The sequence below is a fragment of the Micromonospora sp. WMMD961 genome (assembly GCF_029626145.1).
GTDB lineage: Bacteria > Actinomycetota > Actinomycetes > Mycobacteriales > Micromonosporaceae > Micromonospora.
Genome location: NZ_JARUBJ010000002.1, coordinates 3036148 through 3050469 on the forward strand (window position 1 = coordinate 3036148; position 14322 = coordinate 3050469).

Consider the following 14322-nt stretch of genomic DNA (forward strand, 5'->3'; position numbering starts at 1 on the left):
CTGGACCGCGGACGAGATGATGACCGTCGCCGCCGCCCGGCAACTGCGCGACGGCACGGCCTGCTTCGTCGGGATCGGGTTGCCCAGCACCGCGGCGAACCTCGCCCGCGCGACCCACGCTCCGAACCTGGTGCTCATCTACGAATCGGGCTGTCTCGGCGCGAAGCCGGGCCGACTCCCGCTGTCCATCGGCGACGGAGTCCTCGCCGACACGGCGGACGCGGTGGTGTCGGTGCCCGAGGTGTTCAACTACTGGCTCCAGCCCGGCCGGATCGACGTGGGCTTTCTCGGTGCCGCGCAGCTCGACCGGTACGGCAATATCAACACCACGGTCGTCGGAGGCGACTACCACGCCCCGAAGGTCCGGCTGCCCGGCGCCGGCGGCGCCCCGGAGATCGCCGCCTCCTGTGGTGAGGTCGTGGTGATCGTCCGGCAGGACCTCCGGACGTTCACCGAACGGGTCGACTTCGTCACCTCGGTCGGGTACGGGAACGGCCCGGGCGACCGGGAGCGACTCGGCCTGCGTGGCGGAGGTCCCCGAGTGGTGATCACCGATCTCGGCGTCCTCGAACCCGATCCGGCCACCTGCGAGCTCACCTTGACCCGCCTGCACCCCGGTGTGACGCGGGAGCAGGCGCGGGCGGCCACCGGTTGGGACCTCGCCGTCGCCGAGGGGCTGACCACGGGCGATCCGCCGACGGCGCGGGAACTCGCGGTGCTGCGGGCGCTGGAGGCGACGAGGTCCGACGGGAGACGACAATGACCACTCAGGACACCCGGGCCGGCAGTGGCCTGGTGCTACCGAGCTACCGGCGCGACGACGTCGACGCCCACCCACCCCTGCTCAGCCCCGGCTACAAGTCGACGGTGGTGCGGGCGCCGAGACACCCACTGGTCCACCTGCCGCAGCGGCTGACCGAGGTCACCGGACCGCTGCTGGGGGAGGGGCGGCTCGGCGAGCTCGACCACGACCTGACCCGCCAGCACGACGGCGAGCCGCAGGGACAGCGGATCATCGTGCACGGGCGGGTCCGCGACGGTGACGGTCGACCGGTGCCCCGCACGCTCGTCGAGATCTGGCAGGCCAACGCCGCCGGCCGGTACCGCGACTCCCGGGACACCTGGCCCGCGCCGCTCGACCCCCACTTCGAAGGGGTGGGCCGGGCGCTCACCGACGACCAGGGGCGGTACCGGTTCGTCACCGTGCAGCCCGGCGCCTACCCCTGGCGTAACCACGACAACGCCTGGCGGCCGGCGCACATCCACTTCTCCCTCTTCGGCCGGGCGTTCACCCAGCGGCTGGTGACACAGATGTACTTCCCGGGCGACCCGCTCTTCTTCCAGGACCCGATCTTCAACTCGGTCCGCGACCCGAAGGCCCGGGAACGGATGATCGCCCGGTACGACCACGCCGCCACGACACCGGAGTGGGCGCTGGCGTACGAGTTCGACATCGTGCTGCGCGGCCGGGAGAGCACCCCCTTCGAGGACGGCGACGACGATGAGTGAGCAGTTGGGCGTCATGCCCGCGCAGACCGTCGGACCGTACCTGCACATCGGTCTGCACTGGCCCGACGGCCCGTACGTCGTACCCGAGGACACACCGGGCGCGTTCTGGATCAGGGGTCGGATCTTCGACGGCACCGGGGCGCCGGTGGTCGACGCGATGGTGGAGAGCTGGCAGGCCGACCCGGACGGCCGGTTCGACCACCCGGACGACCCGCGTGGCGCCCGGCCGCCCGCGCTCGCCGGTTTCCGAGGATTCGGGCGCAGCGAGACCGACGGGCAGGGCTGGTACCGGCTGCTGACCGTCAAGCCGGGTTCACTACCCGCGCCGGGCGGCGGCACCGAAGCGCCCCACCTGGCTCTGTCGGTCTTCGGGCGTGGGCTGCTGCACCGCCTCGTCACCCGGATCTACTTCCCCGACGAACCGGCGGCGAACGCCGCCGACCCCGTGTTGCGCAGCGTCGACGCCGCCCGCCGTGACACCCTGCTGGCGAAACCCGCGACGGACGGGCTCCGGTTCGACATCCACCTGCAGGGAGACCATGAGACCGTCTTCTTCGCCGTCTGACGGCCTGCTCGGCGGCGTCTCCGGTGCCCCGGACGTCGACACGGAACTCAGCGACAGGTCCCTGCTCCAGGCGATGCTCGACGCGGAGGCGGCGCTGGCCCGGGCCACGGCGGACGTCGGCATCCTTCCCACACCGGCGGCGGATGCGATCGTCGAGCAGTGCCGCGCCGACCGGTACGACCCGGGGGCGCTCGGCCGGGCGGCCGACGACACGGGCAACCCCGTCGTCCCCCTGGTGGGCGCGCTGACCGCCGCCGTGCCCGAGCACGCCCGAGGCTGGGTGCACGTCGGAGCGACCAGTCAGGACGTCCTGGACACCGCGCTGGTCCTGGTGGCCGTCCGGGCACTCGAGCCGCTGCTGCGTCACCTCGACGCCGCGGTGGACGCCGCCGCGAGGCTGGCCGACGCACACCGGGGCACCGTGCTGGTCGCCCGAACACTCGGACAGCAGGCGGCACCCACCACGTTCGGGCTCAAGGCCGCGGGATGGCTGACCGGTCTGGTCGAGGCCCGGGGCCGGCTGCGTCAGGCCGGTGCCGCCCAGCCAGCGCAGCTCGGCGGTGCGGTCGGCACCCTGGCCGCGTTCGGCCCGGCCGGCACGGAGGTCGCCGAGCGGTTCGCGGCGCACCTGGGCCTCCCGTCGAGCCCTCTGCCCTGGCACACCCGCCGTCAGTCCTGGCTCGACCTGGCCGCCGCCCTCGGTGGACTGCTGGTGAGCACCGGCAAGGTCGCGCTCGACGTCGGGTTGCTCGCCCAGAACGAGATCGGCGAGGTCGCCGAGGGTGGCACCGGTCGGGGCGGCTCGTCGGCCATGCCGCACAAGCGCAACCCGGTCGACTCCATCCTTGTCACCGCCGCGGCGCGACGCGGGCCGGGGCTCGTCGCCACAGTGTTCGCCGCGGCGGTGCAGGAGCACGAACGGGCCGCCGGTGCCTGGCACGCCGAGTGGGAGCCCCTGCTCGACCTGCTGCACGTGTCCGGCGGGGCCGCCGCCCGGTGCGCACGGATGCTGGCCGGGCTTCAGGTCCACCCGGAGCGGATGCGGGAGAACCTCGACGCGACCGGCGGTCTCCTGCTCGCCGAGGCCGTCGCGGCGCGACTGGCACCCGCCGTCGGTCGCGGCGTCGCACACGACCTGGTTACCCGCGCCGCCACCGAACCCTCGTTCCGCGCCGCGCTGCTCGCCGACCCCGAGATCCGCGCCCACCTGTCCGAGGCCGAGATAGCCGAGGCGCTCGACCCGTACCGTTGGCTCGGCTCGGCCGGCCGGTTCGTCGACCGGGCCCTGGTCGCCGCTCGGGGAGCGGCCCGGTGACCTCCCTGTTGCACCTCGCCGTCGACGGCCCACACGACGCGCCGCCGCTGCTGCTCGGCAGTTCCCTCGGCACCGCCGCCGCGATGTGGGAACCGCAGGTCCCGGCGCTCGCCGCGCGGTTCCGGGTCATCCGGTACGACCACCTGGGTCACGGCCGTTCGGCGGTGCCGTCCGGGCCGTACACGATTGACCAGCTCGGCCGGGAGTTGCTGCGGACGCTGGACGACCTGGACGTGCCGTCGGTCCACTACGCGGGGCTGTCCCTCGGGGGCATGGTGGGCATGTGGCTCGCCGCGCACGCGCCCGACCGGGTGCGGCGGATGGTGCTGCTCTGCACGTCGGCGTCGCTCGGGCCGCCCGGGCAGTGGCACCACCGGGCGGCGACGGTACGGGCCTCCGGTCTGCCGGCGATCGCCGACGCGGTGGTGGCCCGTTGGTTCACCCCGGCCTTCGCCACCGCCCGGCCGGACGTGGTCGCCGCCCACCGCGCGATGCTGACCGCGACGCCGCCGGACGGCTACGCCGCCTGCTGCGAGGCGATCGCCGCGATGGACCTCCGACCCGACCTCGGCCGGATCACCGCGCCGACGCTCGTCGTCGCGGGCGCGGACGATCCGGCCACCCCGGTCGAGCACGCCCGCGAGATCGTCGGCGGCATCCCGCGGGCCCGTCTGGCCGTGGTCGGCGCGGCGGCGCACCTGGCCAACGTCGAGCAACCCGAGCAGGTGCGTCGACTCCTGCTGCAACACCTCCACGAGGACCCGGTGACAGATGAACGACAGTGAGCGGCACGAGGCGGGCATGGCGGTACGCCGACAGGTGCTGGGCGACGCCCACGTGGACCGCGCGATCGACGGCACGGACGAGTTCACCGCCGACTTCCAGGACTTCATCACCCGCTACGCCTGGGGGGAGGTGTGGAGCCGCCCGGGCCTCGACCGGCGTACCCGCAGCTGCATCACCCTCGCCGTGCTCGCCACCCTGCACCACGACGACGAGTTGGCGATGCACGTGCGCGCCGCGCTGCGCAACGGGCTGAGCCCGGCCGAGGTGGCCGAGGTCCTGCTCCAGGTCGGCGTCTACGCTGGCGTACCGGCGGCGAACCGGGCGTTCACTGTGGCCCGGGAGACCCTGCGGCAGGAGGCCGGGTGAGCGTGAGCGAGGACGCGGCGAGGTCGGCGGAGTTCGTCCAGTCACTGGAACGCGGGCTCGCGGTGATCCGGGCGTTCGACGCCGAACACCCGCAGCTGACCCTCAGCGAGGTGGCCCGCAGGACCGGGCTGACCCGGGCCGCGGCGCGTCGGTTCCTGCTCACCCTGGTCGAGTTGGGCTACGTGCACACCGACGGTCGGCTCTTCTCGCTGCGCGCGCGGATCCTCGAACTCGGCTACGCGTACCTGTCGAGTCTGAGCCTGCCCGAGGTCGCGCGGCGGCACATGGAGGCGCTGGTCGCGCAGGTGCACGAGTCCTGCTCGGTGTCGGTGCTCGACGGCGACGAGGTGGTCTACGTGGCCCGCGTTCCCACCAAGCGGATCATGACAGTGGGGATCAGCGTCGGCACCCGGTTCCCCGCCTACGCCACCTCGATGGGTCGGGTGCTGCTCGCCGCGCAACCGGTGGACTGGCTGGACGACTACCTCGCCACCGCGGAGCTGCGGCCGTTGACCCGGCGCACCGTCACCGACCCGGCGAAGCTGCGCGGCGTCCTGACGAAGATCGCCGCCCAGGGGTACGCCATCGTGGACCAGGAGTTGGAGGAGGGGTTGCGCTCGGTGGCCGCCCCGATCCGCGGCGAGAACGGGTCGGTGGTCGCGGCGGTGAACGTCTCCGCGCACGCCACCCGAGGATCCTTCGAGATGATCCGCCGCGAACTGCTCCCGCCGCTGCTGGTCGCCGCGAAGCGGATCGAGGAGGACGTCCGGGGCGGCCCGGGCCACCGTGCCGGTCAGGCGTAGCCGAACAGCGGCGGGAAGACCAGCACCACGAACCACGCCCAGCCGGCGTACACCGGCAGGTAGCCGGTCTGCCACCGTTCGAGCGCCGCGAACGGTGCCCGGCGGCGGAGGAAGGTCAGCAGGAGCCACGCCGACCACGCCAGGTTGACCAGCAGGATGACGTTCTCGCCGAGCGCGGCCGCCCGGTTGGGCGTGCTGCCGTAGTCGTCGGTGAGGCGACCGGTGATCTCCACCAGCACGAGCACGTCGATGGCCAACGCGCTGACCACGAGCGCCAGCTGGAGTTTGTCGAACGGCCCGGGCGGGGCCAGTGGATCACGGGCGGACAGCGAGTAGAGCAGCAACCCCAGCACCACGACCAGCAGCAGGTCGAACAGGATCAGGGTCTCGCGTTCGACGTCGATGCCGTGGCTGGTCCACACGACGGCGACGAGGAACGCGAGGAGGGCGGCGGTGAAGAGCGGGGTGAACAGTCGGGTGAGGACCGGCGCGATGTTCTCGACGACGCTCTGCTTGGCCTCGACGAGCCACCCGGCCACGACGACCGCGGCCGCCGCGCCGCAGGGCAGCAGCCACTGCGAGATGAACTCCTCCGGGGCGATGCCGATGGCCGCGAACGTGTTGAACAGGAACGCGGAGAGGACACCGCCGCCGAGGGCCATCAGCACCAGGTAGATGAACCACTCGCCGGTGAAGCGGATGAAGTCCATCCGTCGCCGGGAGGACCGCCAGTCGTCGGCGACGTACGCCAGACCGACGACCAGCCACAGGGCGATGGGGAGGTGGATGCCGGTGACGACGACGGACTGCGAGTCGTCTGCCAGCGGATAGACGTTGGCCGCCACGGCGCCGAGGACGAACAGCGCCACCAGTGTCACTATCACCGACCGTCGGGCGCCGCGTCGCCAGGCCAGGAATGCCGCGAGCCAGGGCAGCGCGAACAGTGTGAAGTTCCGCGCGTAGAACGAGCCGTCGTCGTCGAAGCCCAACCCGAACAGCGCCGGCACCTTGACCGACGCCACCGCGCCCGCCGCGCAGACGAGCATGACCCACAGGTCGCGCCGAGAGCGGCTGCCGGCCGTCGGGCTGCTCGGGTCGCCGGTCAACACCAGCTGCTTCCACAGCCGTTCCGAGTGCTCCCGGGCGAACTCGCGAGAGAGCTCGTCGAGGCTGCCCATGCGTTTGACAGCGACCAGGAACGCCTCGTCCGGACTCAGTCCTCTCGCCACGAGTTCGTCGACCGAGCCACGGAGGTGGTCTTCCAGCTCGTCGGCGTCCGTCGGCTGCAGCTCCCGGCGGCGGAGAACGTACCGGCGCCACTGTTCGAACTGGGCCTCCAGCTCGTGCTGCCCGTCGTGGTCGGTCATGCGAGGCCCTCCAGTGGGTCCACCGTCAGTGGCACCCGGTCATGCCAGATCTCCTTCAACGCGCCCACCACGGTGTCCCACTGCCGGCGCTGCTCGGCCAGCTCGGCCAGGCCCGTCTCGGTGATGCGGTAGTACTTGCGCCTGCGCTCGCCGGTGACCGACTGCCAGCTCGACTCGACATGACCGAGGCGCTCAAGCCGGTGTAGCAGCGGGTAGAGCAGCCCCTCGGTCCAGTCGAGCTCGCCCCCGGACAGCTCGTTGATCCGTTTGAGGATGGCGTAGCCGTAGCTCTCGCCCTCGGTCAGGATGCCGAGCACCATCGGCGTGGCCGAGGCGGCCACCAGATCCTTCGCGACCTTCACCAGACGTCACCTCCACTTGTAAGCCTAGCGGTGCAAGGCATAATACTGCTAGGTATTGGCGCGGCACAACGGCCGGTGTGGCCACGGCCCGTCCCCGCTCGGAAGCCTGAGGGACGGGCCGTGGCCACGGAGGGTGGACGGGCGGCGGTGAGCCGACGATCAGATGGTGAAGCCACCGTCGACGTTGACAGTCGCCCCGGTGATGTAGCGCCCGCCCGGGCCGGCGAGGAAGGCCACCGTGGCCGCCACGTCACTCGGCTCCGCGAAGTGGCCGAGGGCGGTGAAACCGTTGATCGTGTCGGCATTGGGGCCGTCGGCCGGGTTCAACTCGGTGTCGGTGGCCCCAGGGTTGACCAGATTCACGGTGATCGCCCTTCCGCCGAGTTCGCGTCCGAGCGCCTTGGTCAGGCCGATCAGTGCGGTCTTGCTCATCGCGTACAGCGCGAAGCCGGGGAAGACCGACCGCTCGGCCATGTTGCTGCCGATGTTGATGACCCGACCGCCGGCTCTCATGTGGCGTACCGCCGCCTGCGCGGCGACGAACGGCGCCCGGACATTGACCGCGACGGTCTGATCGAACTCCTGCAGGCTCAACTGCTCCAACGGGCCGAGCAGGAACGCGCCGGCGTTGTTCACCAAGATGTCCAGTCGGCCCAGTTCGCCGACGACCCGGTCGACCGCGGCGACCACCGCCGCCGGGTCGGAGCTGTCCGCCTGCATGGCGACAGCCCGCCGTCCCACGGCCTTGATCTGGTCCACCACGCCGTCCGCGCGTTGCTGATTCTGCTGGAACGTCAATGCCACATCGGCGCCCTCCTCCGCCAGGCGCAACGCCACCGCCGCGCCAATACCACGACCACCACCGGTGACCAGGGCCACCTTGCCGTCAAGTGTGTTGTTCATGACGGCAAGCCTGGTCGGCGAGAGACCATCCGTCTGGCGATGATCGGACGTCGCGTTCCGACGCGTTGACGAGCAGATGCCGCCTCGGCTGTGCGACAGGCCCCGCGTTGTTGCTCCGCTCGCTCGATGGTCAACCCGGGTCAGGTCGTAGCCGACTGGCGAGGGGCCCCGGCGCCCACCACGCCGACGATCAGGAGCAGCGCCGCCGGCAGGAACGCCACACCCACGCCCAGCCCGAGCAACAGCCCCCACCCGGCGATGACCAGCGCGGCCACCATGTCGGCGATCACGGCCCACCTGCCGAACCGCTGCGCGAGAACCGGTAGCACCGCGGCGACGACGGGCACCCCGAGCAGGTAGGCGGCCGCGGCCCCGGAGTCGTCCACCGTGTAGGGGGTCAGCGCGGCGGCGACCAGCACGGTGATCGCCAGTGCCGACCAGCGGACCACCCGCCGAACGTCGGCCGGCCTGCGGACCAGGACCACGACACCGACGAGCAGGACGGCGGCGACCGCGCCGATGGCCACCAGACCGACCATGATGCCCTCCTCGACCGCATGCGGGCTGTCATCGACGGTAGCAAGTGCGCGGACGGTAGCAAGGCAGCGCGACGAGGTGCCGGTGGTCAGCCGAACCGGTCCGCACCGCAGCGGATTAGGCTTCGGCAATGATCGGTGTGCCGAGTGCTACCCCGGACGCGGCGAATCCCCTTCGCCAGCTCACCATCGCCCAGCTCCGCCAGCGGACGAGCCTCAAGTGGCGGGAGTACCCCGACGACGTGCTGCCGCTCTGGGTGGCGGAGATGGACGTGCCGCTGGCCGAACCGGTGGCGCGGGCGATCACCGACGCCGTCGCACGCGGCGACACCGGCTACACCGCCGGCACGGCGTACCCGCAGGCACTGGCCGAGTTCGCCCACCGTCGGTCGGGTTGGGACGGGTTGGCCACGGAACGCACCGCGCTGGTGCCCGACGTGATGCACGGCATCGTCGAGGCGCTCCGGGTGATCACCAAGCCGGGGGACGCGGTAGTCGTCAACTGTCCGGTCTACCCGCCGTTCTACGACTTCGTGACACACGCCGGCCGCCGGATCGTCGAGGCACCGCTCGGTGAGGACCTGCGGATCGACGTCGGGGCACTGGAGGAAGCGTTCCGGCAGGCCCGGGCCGGTGGCCGGCAAGCCGCGTACCTTTTGTGCAACCCGCACAACCCGACCGGCGTGCTGCACACCGCGGCCGAGTTGACCTCCGTCGCCAGTCTGGCCGACCGGCTCGGGGTACGAGTGGTCGCCGACGAGATCCACGCGCCGGTGGTGGTCGGGGGAGCGCGGTTCGTGCCGTACCTCTCGGTGCCCGGCGCGGAGAACGGCCTGTCGCTGATGTCCGCCTCCAAGGGGTGGAACCTGGCCGGTCTGCGCGGCGCACTGCTCATCGCCGGCCCGGCAGCGGCGGAGGACCTCGCCCGGGTTCCGTTCGAGGCCAGTGTCAGCACCAGCCACCTCGGCGTTATCGCCCACACCGCCGCGTTCCGCGACGGCGGCGAGTGGCTCGACGCCGTGTTGACCGGCCTGGACGACAACCGCCGGCTCCTCGCCGCGCTGCTCGCCGAGCACCTGCCGGCCGTCCGGTACCACCCCGGTCAGGCCACCTACCTCGCCTGGCTCGACTGCCGGGCCCTGGGCCTCGGCGACGACCCCGCCGGCGTGTTCCTCGACCGGGGTCGGGTGGCGCTCAGCTCCGGTACGGCCTTCGGCACCGGCGGCGGCGGCCACGTCCGGTTGAACCTGGCCACCGCACCGGAGCTGATCACCGAAGCGTTACGCCGGATGGCCGCCGCCGTCGCCTGAGAAGTCTGCAGGCACGCTCCAATTCCGGTACGCGGGCGACGGCTGCCAGCCGAGCCGTCTGCTCAGGAGCTGTACGGCAATTCTTCAGAGTCGCATCGATCGATAGACATGATCGACAGAGATGGTTGTCCTCCACCCCGCAGAGGAGGCTCGCCATGTCGACCACCCCATCCGCACCTCGCCGTACGCGCGTGACGCGCCGTGCCGTCGTGCTCGCCGTCAGTGCGCTCGCGATGGCCGGCCTGACCGCCACGAACGCCCAGCCCGGTTGGGCCGCGCCGCCCGGGATCCCGTCCAAGGCCACCGCGCAGTCGCAGCTCAACGCTCTGACGGTGGCGGCGCAGGGCTCGACCAGTGGCTACTCGCGGGACCTGTTCCCGCACTGGATCACGGTCAGCGGCAGCTGCAACACCCGCGAGCAGGTCCTCAAGCGCGACGGCACCTCCGTCGTCGTGGACAGTTCCTGCGCGGCCACCTCCGGCCGCTGGTACAGCCCGTACGACGGCGCGACGTGGACGGCGGCCTCCGACGTCGACATCGACCACGTGGTGCCCCTCGCGGAGGCGTGGCGCTCCGGCGCGAACTCGTGGACCACGAGCCGCCGGCAGAGCTTCGCCAACGATCTGAGTCGTCCGCAGTTGATCGCGGTGACGGACAACGTCAACCAGGCCAAGGGCGACCAGGACCCGTCGACCTGGCAGCCGCCGCTGTCGTCGTACCGGTGCACCTACAGCAAGATGTGGATCACCGTGAAGTACAACTGGGGCCTGACGCTGCAGTCGTCGGAGAAGTCCGCCCTGCAGAGCATGCTCAACACCTGTAGCTCCTGAGCACGACCACGGCCGGCGGGCGTCCCGACGGCGCACCGCCGGCCCCGGCCGCCATGGCACCGGCCCGACTGCCGTACTGAGGTGCGCCGTTGATCGGTGCGGCGTCCTCAGCCCGGCAGGTACGCGATGAGTCGGTCGGCGAGTTGCTTCGGGTGGCTGAGCGCGACAGCGTGCCCACCGACGATCTCGTCCGGGGTGACGCCGAGACGGTCGGCGGCCACCCGGCGCAGGAAGTCCGCCGGGAAGAATCGATCGTCACGGGCGATGAGCACCCTCGTCGGCACGTCCGGCCAGGTGCCCAGCGGCCACGGCTCGCTGCCTTCCGCGCTGACCTGGTCCCGGCCGTGCGCCGCGGCCTGCGCGACGATCTCGGCCGGCACACCGTTGTAGAACTGTTGCTCCTCGCTGAGCCCTTCCACACCCTGGTAGCCGGTGTTGTCCCACCAGTCGCCGGGCTTCTCGCCAGGCTCGGGGATCATCGGTGTGAGCAGGACGATGAGTCGCACCGGCAGCTTGTCGGCGATCAGCGGCGCGGTGAACGCACCGTACGAGTGCCCGACGACGACAAGGTCGCGCCGGTCACCAATCACGCCGACGACCGTGTCGCAGAACTGGGCGAACCCTGCCGACCTGTCGTCGATCGGCAGCTCCGGGACGACCACCTCGTGGCCGAGGCTGGTCAGCTCGGGGACGACGAGGTGCCAGTCCCAGGCGCTGCCCCCGCCACCGTGGATCAGAACGAACGTAGCCATGACCCGAAGCCTCACAGGTGGGTACGACAACCAACCCACGCGTTGACAGGCGAACGAGCCGCCCAACGCCGACAATGGTAAGAGTGGCACCCGCCTTCGTCCTGCATCACCACCGCAAACCACGACCGCACTTCGACCTGCGGCTCGAGGAGGGCGGTGTGTTGCGCTCCTGGGCGGTCCCTCGTGGCCTGCCGGACAGCCCGGACGACAACCGGCTCGCGATAGCCGTGCCCGACCACCACCTCGATCACCTGACCTACGAGGACGCCGACAAGTCGATCGCGGACATCGGCACGTGGGAGGAGCACGACCGCACCGACCGTCGGATGCTGTTCACGTTGCACGGCCGTGCCGGCCGACGGCGCTACGCGCTGATCCGTACCGGCGAGGGGTGGCTGCTCCACCTGACGAAGGAGCAGCCGCCGGACGAGCGCGGATAGCCGGCACGGCCACTGCGTCGGTGGTCCATCGAGGACGCGCGGAGCCGACCGACCTCGCCGCCGACCACGGCACGACTGGATGCCGACTTCTCGGGTGAGGACGCGGTTCCGCGTGCGCTCCCAATTCCGACCCAAGCGCACCGCGATCAGCACGAGAAGTGTCGGTATGCGGCGGCGGCAGTGCTTCCTCTAAGCATAATCAGGGCGTGGAGTCCGAGAATGGCAATCGTCGGTTGGTGCGTCAGCCGGGCCGGCTGATGTCCTTCAGCGATGCGGTATTCGCCATCGCCGTGACACTTCTGGTGTTGGAAATCCAACCGCCGCAGGATTTCCGGCATCTCCTCCGGGGTCTCGGCGCGCTGTGGCCGTCCTACCTGGGTTATGTGTTGAGCTTCCTGCTCGTCGGGCAGGTGTGGGTCAATCACCACGTCATGTTCGACCGTGTCCGGCACGTCGACCGGAAGGTCCTGTTCCTCAACACCCTGCTGTTGATGGTCATCGCCTTCCTGCCGTTCTCCACCTCACTACTCGCCGACGCGATACGCGCGGAGCTGGGGCTGCGCACGGCGGTTGTCGTCTACGGTGCGACGCTGTGGACGGCGGCAGCCCTGTTCAACGTCATCTGGGCCCATCTTCGCCGGGCCAAACTGCTGGACCCCGACCTCGGACCCTCCGGCGTCCGCGCCATTGGCCGCCGGTTCGCACTCGCGCTGGTCTGGATCGGCTCCGGCATCCTCGTCGGCGCCTTCGTGCCGCTCGCGGGCGTCGTCATCATCGCGGGCTTCCTCCCCGCCTACTACCTCCCCATCCGCGGCGAGTACGGCGAGGATGACACGGCCGCCGACCGGCCCAGCTAGACCGGATGGGTTGTCCGATGTCAGGGGAACCGAGGCCATTAGGGGTGGGCCGGCGCCGGGCGGGTCCGTAGATTCAGTTCCGGTTGCGTTCGTGCGGCCACGAGGGGGTCGGGCATGCTGTTGCCGTCGTTGTCCGGAGCTGGGCCCGACCGTGCGGACGCCGTGAGCGTCGACGGCCAGGTCATCTCCCGGGAAGCATTGCGGGCCGGTGCGGGTGCGGTGGCCGCCGACATCGCCGGGGCCTCGACGGTGGCGGTGCTCGCCAGCCCGGGCGTGGCGACGGTGGCCGCGATCGTCGGTGGTCTGCTGTCCGGGGTGGCGGTGGTTCCGGTGCCGCCGGACACCGGCGCGGCCGAGCTGGCCCATGTGCTCACCGACTCCGGGGCCGAGCTGCTGCTGGCCGGTGAACCGGAGGCGCCGGTGTTGGCGGACTGTCCGATACCAGTGCTACCGGTCGACGTTGCCCGACGCGGTGAGCTGTCGAGCGTCGACCCCGACCCGTCCACGACCGGGCTGATCCTCTACACCAGCGGCACCACCGGCCCACCGAAGGGCGTCCTGCTGAGTCACGCCGCGATCCGGGCGGGCATCGACGCTGTCGCACACGCCTGGGACTGGACCGACGAGGACGTCCTCGTGCAGGGGCTGCCGCTCTATCACGTACACGGTCTGATTCTTGGTCTGCTGGGGCCGTTGCGGGTCGGCTCGCCGCTGGTGCACACCCGACGGCCGACGCCGGCCCGGTACGCGGCCGCGCGAGGTTCGATGTACTTCGGGGTTCCCACGGTGTGGGGCCGGGTCTGCGGCGAGCCGGCCGCCGCCCGCGCGCTGTCCGCGGCCCGACTGCTGGTCTCCGGCAGCGCGCCGCTGCCCGCGCCGGTCTTCGCCGAGCTGGAGGCGTTGACCGGGCACCGGCCCGTCGAGCGGTACGGCATGACCGAGACGCTGATAACGCTCAGTACCCGGGCTGACGGCCCGCGGCGAGCCGGTTCGGTCGGCCGTCCGGTGCGCGGGGTGCAGGCCCGACTCGTGGACGACGCCGGTGCACCGGTGCCGTCCGACGGGCGAACCTTCGGGGCGCTGCAGATCCGTGGTGCCACGCTGTTCGACGGCTATCTGCACCTGCCGGAGAAGACCGCCGAGACGTTCACCGCCGACGGCTGGTTCCGCACGGGTGACGTGGCGACTGTCGACGAGGCGGGGGACTACCGCATCGTCGGGCGGGCCAGCGCCGACATCATCAAGAGCGGCGGGTACCGGATCGGCGCCGGCGAGATCGAGGACTGCCTGCTCACCCACCCTCAGGTACGCGAGGTCGCCGTGGTCGGTGCCCCGCACGCCGACCTGGGCCAGGAGGTGGTGGCGTTCATCGTCGGTGAGGAGTCGCTGGCCGCCCGATCGCTGGTGACCTATGTGGAGAAACGGTTGTCCCGGCACAAGCGGCCGCGTCACGTGCACGTGGTGGAATCATTGCCGCGCAATGCCCTGGGCAAGGTGCAGAAGGCAACTTTACTGTCGTTGCTGGAATCGGGCGCCTTGCCGGGCGGTGTCTGACGCATGTCATTCTGATGACCGCCTAGCCGAAAGGTGGAGTTTTGGCTGGGACCTTCGGGCATCTAAA

17 protein-coding genes are annotated in these 14322 nt (G+C 71.1%); 12 read left to right on the top strand and 5 right to left on the bottom strand.

Annotated features, from left to right (window positions below; all coding sequences use genetic code 11):
• The first annotated feature begins 16 nt into the window (after positions 1-16).
• The 7 genes from O7614_RS14250 to O7614_RS14280 are packed head-to-tail and all read left to right on the top strand — an operon-like array spanning position 17 to position 5344.
• Positions 17-763: a CoA-transferase gene (locus O7614_RS14250; protein WP_347404401.1), complete on the top strand. Its 747-nt coding sequence runs from the start codon at positions 17-19 to the stop codon at positions 761-763.
• A complete protein-coding gene (pcaH, locus tag O7614_RS14255) occupies positions 760-1509 on the top strand; it encodes a protocatechuate 3,4-dioxygenase subunit beta (protein WP_278138927.1) in 750 nt (249 codons plus the stop codon). The genes O7614_RS14250 and pcaH overlap by 4 nt, the downstream gene beginning before the upstream one ends.
• On the top strand, positions 1502-2074 hold the full coding sequence (gene pcaG, locus O7614_RS14260) for a protocatechuate 3,4-dioxygenase subunit alpha (RefSeq protein ID WP_278138928.1): 573 nt from the start codon (positions 1502-1504) through the stop codon (positions 2072-2074). The genes pcaH and pcaG overlap by 8 nt, the downstream gene beginning before the upstream one ends.
• On the top strand, positions 2049-3389 hold the full coding sequence (gene pcaB, locus O7614_RS14265; RefSeq protein ID WP_278138930.1) for a 3-carboxy-cis,cis-muconate cycloisomerase: 1341 nt from the start codon (positions 2049-2051) through the stop codon (positions 3387-3389). The genes pcaG and pcaB overlap by 26 nt, the downstream gene beginning before the upstream one ends.
• Positions 3386-4174, top strand: a complete 789-nt coding sequence (gene pcaD, locus O7614_RS14270) for a 3-oxoadipate enol-lactonase (RefSeq protein ID WP_278138931.1) — start codon at positions 3386-3388, stop codon at positions 4172-4174. Before pcaB ends, pcaD begins: the two co-directional genes overlap by 4 nt.
• Positions 4161-4541, top strand: a complete 381-nt coding sequence (gene pcaC / locus O7614_RS14275; RefSeq protein WP_278138932.1) for a 4-carboxymuconolactone decarboxylase — start codon at positions 4161-4163, stop codon at positions 4539-4541. The genes pcaD and pcaC overlap by 14 nt, the downstream gene beginning before the upstream one ends.
• Positions 4538-5344 (top strand): IclR family transcriptional regulator, encoded by an 807-nt coding sequence (locus tag O7614_RS14280; RefSeq protein ID WP_278138933.1) that lies wholly within the window; start codon positions 4538-4540, stop codon positions 5342-5344. Before pcaC ends, O7614_RS14280 begins: the two co-directional genes overlap by 4 nt.
• Here the strand turns inward: O7614_RS14280 and O7614_RS14285 are convergent.
• From O7614_RS14285 to O7614_RS14300, 4 genes are all read right to left on the bottom strand, one after another.
• Positions 5335-6711: a permease prefix domain 1-containing protein gene (locus O7614_RS14285; RefSeq protein WP_278138934.1), complete on the bottom strand. Its 1377-nt coding sequence runs from the start codon at positions 6709-6711 to the stop codon at positions 5335-5337. The genes O7614_RS14280 and O7614_RS14285 overlap by 10 nt on opposite strands.
• The gene (locus O7614_RS14290; protein WP_278138935.1) at positions 6708-7073 is read right to left on the bottom strand and encodes a PadR family transcriptional regulator; all 366 of its coding nucleotides are present in this window, start codon (positions 7071-7073) and stop codon (positions 6708-6710) included. Before O7614_RS14290 ends, O7614_RS14285 begins: the two co-directional genes overlap by 4 nt.
• 159 nt (positions 7074-7232) lie before the next feature.
• Positions 7233-7976 (bottom strand): SDR family oxidoreductase, encoded by a 744-nt coding sequence (locus O7614_RS14295; protein ID WP_278138936.1) that lies wholly within the window; start codon positions 7974-7976, stop codon positions 7233-7235.
• Between the two features lie 140 nt (positions 7977-8116).
• Positions 8117-8515, bottom strand: coding sequence for a hypothetical protein (locus tag O7614_RS14300; RefSeq protein WP_278138937.1), 399 nt, complete (start codon positions 8513-8515; stop codon positions 8117-8119).
• 128 nt (positions 8516-8643) lie between these two features.
• Between O7614_RS14300 and O7614_RS14305 the strand changes: the two genes are divergently transcribed.
• Entirely contained in the window at positions 8644-9822 is a 1179-nt protein-coding gene (locus tag O7614_RS14305; RefSeq protein WP_278138938.1) for an aminotransferase class I/II-fold pyridoxal phosphate-dependent enzyme, read from the top strand.
• 233 nt (positions 9823-10055) lie between these two features.
• Positions 10056-10652 (top strand): HNH endonuclease family protein, encoded by a 597-nt coding sequence (locus tag O7614_RS14310; RefSeq protein ID WP_278142261.1) that lies wholly within the window; start codon positions 10056-10058, stop codon positions 10650-10652.
• 107 nt (positions 10653-10759) lie between these two features.
• On the opposite strand, the gene O7614_RS14315 is transcribed toward O7614_RS14310, so the two are convergent.
• On the bottom strand, positions 10760-11404 hold the full coding sequence (locus tag O7614_RS14315) for an alpha/beta hydrolase (RefSeq protein ID WP_278138939.1): 645 nt from the start codon (positions 11402-11404) through the stop codon (positions 10760-10762).
• A 74-nt stretch (positions 11405-11478) separates the two neighbouring features.
• Here O7614_RS14315 and O7614_RS14320 point away from each other — a divergent pair, with 74 nt between their 5' ends.
• From O7614_RS14320 to O7614_RS14330, 3 genes are all read left to right on the top strand, one after another.
• Complete coding sequence (locus tag O7614_RS14320) at positions 11479-11844, top strand: DNA polymerase ligase N-terminal domain-containing protein (RefSeq protein WP_278138940.1); 366 nt, start codon at positions 11479-11481, stop codon at positions 11842-11844.
• Positions 11845-12050: 206 nt separating this feature from the next.
• Complete coding sequence (locus tag O7614_RS14325; RefSeq protein ID WP_278138941.1) at positions 12051-12701, top strand: TMEM175 family protein; 651 nt, start codon at positions 12051-12053, stop codon at positions 12699-12701.
• A 114-nt stretch (positions 12702-12815) separates the two neighbouring features.
• A complete protein-coding gene (locus O7614_RS14330; protein ID WP_278138942.1) occupies positions 12816-14255 on the top strand; it encodes an AMP-binding protein in 1440 nt (479 codons plus the stop codon).
• The last annotated feature ends 67 nt before the right edge of the window (positions 14256-14322 follow it).